The following is a 4,256-nucleotide window of genomic DNA, read 5'->3' on the forward strand; positions in this document are numbered from 1 at the left end:
GCTGGTGGCGCTCCAGACCTCGGCTTCGACGTTCCAGTCGCTCGCCAGCAACTCGGCCGCGGCAATCACCTCGCGCAAGATGGTGCCCGAGCCCATCAGGCGCACCTGGCCGCGCGCTGATCTCACGCTGTGCGCAGCGAAGCGGTAGAGGCCCTTGATGACATCGCCCTCCACGCCATCGGGCAGTGTGGGCTGCGCGTAGTTCTCGTTCATCAGCGTGACGTAATAGAACGCGTCTTCCTGCCGCTCCAGCATGCTGCGCATGCCATGGTCGAGGATGACGGCGAATTCTCCGGCGAAGCAGGGGTCGTAGGCGCGGCAGTTGGGCACCATCGCGGCCTGCACCAGGCTCGATCCGTCCTGGTGCTGCAGGCCTTCGCCGCCGAGCGTGGTGCGGCCGGCGGTGGCGCCGAGCAAGAAGCCGCGTGAGCGCTGGTCGGCCGCAGCCCAGATCAGATCGCCCACGCGTTGAAAGCCAAACTTCGAGTAGTAGATGTAGAAGGGCAGCATCGCCTGGCCGTGCACCGAGTAGCTGGTGGCGGCGGCCGTCCAGCTGCTGATGGCGCCGGCTTCGCTGATGCCTTCTTCGAGGATCTGCCCGTCGGTGGCTTCGCGGTAGCTCAGCACCGAGCCGATGTCTTCGGGCTCGTAGGTCTGGCCCACGCTCGAATAGATGCCCACCTGCTTGAACAGGTTGGCCATGCCGAAGGTGCGCGCCTCGTCGGCCACGATGGGCACCACGCGCGGGCCCAGGGCCTTGTCTTTCAGCAAGTTGGTGAGCATGCGCACGAAGGCCATGGTCGTGCTCATCTCCTTGCCTTCGGCCTTCAGCGCGAACTCGCCGTACCTGGCAAGCGGCGGCACCTCGATGCCTTGCGCCCGCGTGCGGCGGCTGGGCATGTAGCCGCCCAGTGCCGTGCGGCGCGCATGCAGGTATTGCATCTCGGGGCTGTCGTCGGCTGGTTTGAAGAACTCGAGCGTGGCCGCCTGCTCGTCGCTCAACGGCAGGTTGAAGCGGTTGCGGAAGGCGATCAGGTCTTCGCGCTCCAGCTTCTTCTGCTGGTGCGTGGTCATGCGGCCCTGGCCGGCGTCGCCCATGCCGTAACCCTTCTTGGTCTGCGCGAGGATCACGGTGGGCTGGCCCACGGTGTTCATGGCCGCGTGGTAGGCGGCGTGGATCTTCACCAGGTCGTGGCCGCCGCGCTTCAGGCGGTCGATCTGTTCGTCGGTGAGGCCTTGGGCGAGTGCGGCGAGCTGCGGGTTCTGGCCGAAGAAGTTGTCGCGGTTGTAGCGGCCGTCTTTTGCGGCGAAGGTCTGGAACTGGCCGTCCACGGTTTGTGAGAACGCCTTGGCGAGTGCGCCGTCGCGGTCGCTGGCAAAGAGGCCGTCCCAGTCGGAGCCCCACACCAGCTTGATGACGCGCCAGCCGGCCCCGGCGAACAGGCTCTCCAGCTCGTCGATGATGCGGCCGTTGCCGCGCACCGGGCCGTCCAGGCGCTGCAGGTTGCAGTTGACGACCCAGATCAGGTTGTCGAGCTTCTCGCGCGAGGCCAGCGTGAGGGCGCTCATGCTCTCGGGCTCGTCCATCTCGCCGTCGCCGAAAACACCCCACACCTTGCGGCTGCTGGTGTCGAGCAACTTGCGGTGGTGCAGGTAGCGCATGAAGCGCGCCTGGTAGATCGAGCTGATGGGCCCGAGCCCCATCGAGCCGGTGGGGAACTGCCAGAAGTCGGGCATCAGCCAGGGGTGCGGGTAGCTGCACAGGCCTTGCGCCTGCGCGCCGGGTGCACTGATCTCCTGCCGGTAATGGGCGAGGTCTTTCGCGCTCAATCGCCCTTCAAGAAAGGCGCGTGCGTACACGCCGGGCGCCGAATGCGGCTGGTAGAAGACGAGGTCGTCTTTCGCCGCTTCTTGACCCGCGCGGAAGAAATGGTTGAAGCCCACCTCGAACAGATCGGCCGCACTCGCATAGCTTGCGATGTGGCCACCCAGCTCGCCATAGGCCTGGTTGGCGCGCACCACCATCGCCAGCGCATTCCAGCGCATCAGCGAGGCCAGGCGCTCCTCGATGGCCAGGTCGCCGGGGAAGGCCGGCTGCTGGTTCACCGGTATGGTGTTGACGTAGGGCGTGCCCCAGAGCGGCTGCCAACCGATGGACGGATCGCGCGCGGTGGCCGCCAGCATGCTCATCAGCTCGCGCACACGCTGCGGGCCGGCGGCCTGCAGCACCGAGGCGAGGGCATCGTGCCATTCGGCGGTTTCTTGCGGGTCGCTGTCGACCGGGGTGAGGTAGGGCTGGATTGCGGGGTCGCTCATGGTGTCTCCTGGATCAGCGGACTTTAGGCCGCACGGCGCGGCATGTGTGATCGCTTGTGCTCGTGAGGGCACATCGTGGCAGCAGAAGATGCCGCCGGCTTGGCCTGAACCACCCGATCCGCGTGGCCCTGCCCCCGGGTCAGAACAAGGCGCCGGGCCAGTGGATGATGGCCTGGCGAATGGCGGGCAGCTCTCTCGTGCGCTCGGCGTAGGCGGCCAAGGCGGGCCGGGCGCCGTCTTTCCAGAAGGTGTCGGCACCGAGGTTGTGCATGCGCGTCAGCTCCACCCCCCAGTAGAGATCGGCCAGGGTCACCAGGTCGTCGAGCAGCCACTCGGTGCCCGCCCGGCTGAGCTCTTGCTCGAGCGCATCGCAGGCAGCCTCGGCTTTGGCATAGGCGGTGCGCATTGCAGATTCAGTGAAGAGTTGCCGGGCTGCATCGAGCTCCTTGGCCCGCTTGGCGCGGTAGGCGCGCACCAGGGCCTCATCGTCGGCGTGCTCGGCCAGGTAGCGGTCGCAGCGCTCCACCTTGCTCAGCGCAAAGGCCACACCCGTCTTGCCGCGCAGCGCGTCGGGCCGCCGGTCGAGGCCGGGCGGCAGCCCGCTCAGCATCTGGTAGTTGGGCAGGTTGTCGATGATGTCGATCTGCTCGTCGATGCGCGCGGCCAGATGGGTCGGGCGCAGGCTCGAGGGCTTGTGGTCGGCGTGGGCGTCGATGTGGTGGCAGATGCGCTTGGAGTCGACCACGATCTCGCCCATCTCCCAGTCGACCAGCGTGGGCACCACCGCCGCATCGCAGCCCCCGCCGTATGCGACCGAGGTGCTGCCCGAATGGTGGCTCACCAGCGCGGCCCCCATGTCGTCGCAGCCGATCAAGCGCAGGCGCACATAGGCCGGCAGGTAGGTCTGCCCGCCAAAGAGGTCGACCGAATGCGACAGGTAGGCCTGGTCGTGCTGAGCCAGCACGGCGCGAACCTTCTGCGAGCACACCGAGGCGGGTGCGCTGAACAGCTCGTAGCGGGGGGTGCCCGGCGCCTGCGGGCCGACCCGTGCGCCGGCGCTGTTCAGCGCGGAGCGCGCCTCGTTCACCAGGGTGTGCAAAGAGGGCGTCATGGTCTATGACTTTCGAGAGCAGAGGGGACCACACCGTAGTGCCCGCCCTGCCAGCTTGGAAGATGGCGGCGAGCGCCTGGCGATAAGGCCGAGGCATCACACCCACCCGGGAAAACACGGCATCAGGTTGAACAACGCCGCCCCGCCAGTTTTCTACGATGCCCCTGTCGATAACGATCTGGAGACACACGCATGAGCGCATCACAACAAACCACCTCACTCTTTGGCGAGCTGTCGGGCCGCTTCCACAAGCCCAGCGGCGCGCTCGCCCCGCGCACACCGCTGGTCGTGGCGCTGCACGGCGGCACCTACACCTCGGCCTACTTCGACGTGCCCGGTGCCTCGCTGTTCGAGGCGGCTGTGGCCAACCGCATTCCGCTGATTGCGCCCGACCGGCCGGGTTATGTGAACAGCCTCTCGCTCGCCCCGAGCGAGATGACCGTCGAAGGCCAGGCCCGCCACCTGTCGCGTGCGCTGAAAGACGCATGGCAGCGCTTTGGTGCCGGCACCAGCGGCATCTTCATCATCGGCCACTCGATCGGTGGCGCGATCACCGCTGCGATCGCCGCGCGGGCTGCCGAGCACAAGCCCGAGTTCCCGCTGATCGGCATTGCGCTCTCGGGCATGTGCCTCAATACCCCGCCCGAGCACAAGCCGCTCTGGGAGCAGCTGCCCGACACCCCCACCGTCGAGATGCCGCCACCCGTGAAAGACGCGCTGATGTTCGGCCCCGAAGGCAGCTTCGACAGCAAGCTGGTGCGCGACAGCGACATCGCCAACGCCGCCGCGCCCAAGGCCGAGCTGATCGACATCGTCAGCACCTGGAGCG

3 protein-coding genes are annotated in these 4,256 nt (G+C 67.3%); 1 reads left to right on the top strand and 2 read right to left on the bottom strand.

All coding sequences use genetic code 11. From position 1 onward, the window contains the following. Together aceE and RMO40_RS23110 are read right to left on the bottom strand one after the other, a co-directional pair. On the bottom strand, positions 1-2,316 hold a 2,316-nt coding region (gene aceE, locus RMO40_RS23105), incomplete at its 3' end, for a pyruvate dehydrogenase (acetyl-transferring), homodimeric type (protein WP_309725948.1). 139 nt (positions 2,317-2,455) lie between these two features. Further along, positions 2,456-3,427 carry a glutathione S-transferase C-terminal domain-containing protein gene (locus RMO40_RS23110; protein ID WP_309725949.1) on the bottom strand — a complete coding sequence of 324 codons (972 nt, stop codon included), beginning with the start codon at positions 3,425-3,427 and terminating at the stop codon, positions 2,456-2,458. 192 nt (positions 3,428-3,619) lie between these two features. Between RMO40_RS23110 and RMO40_RS23115 the strand changes: the two genes are divergently transcribed. Next, the coding region (locus RMO40_RS23115) for an alpha/beta fold hydrolase (protein WP_309725950.1) at positions 3,620-4,256 on the top strand (637 nt) is incomplete at its 3' end.

This window comes from Rhizobacter sp. (genome assembly GCF_031412075.1).
In the GTDB taxonomy this organism is placed as follows: domain Bacteria; phylum Pseudomonadota; class Gammaproteobacteria; order Burkholderiales; family Burkholderiaceae_C; genus Rhizobacter.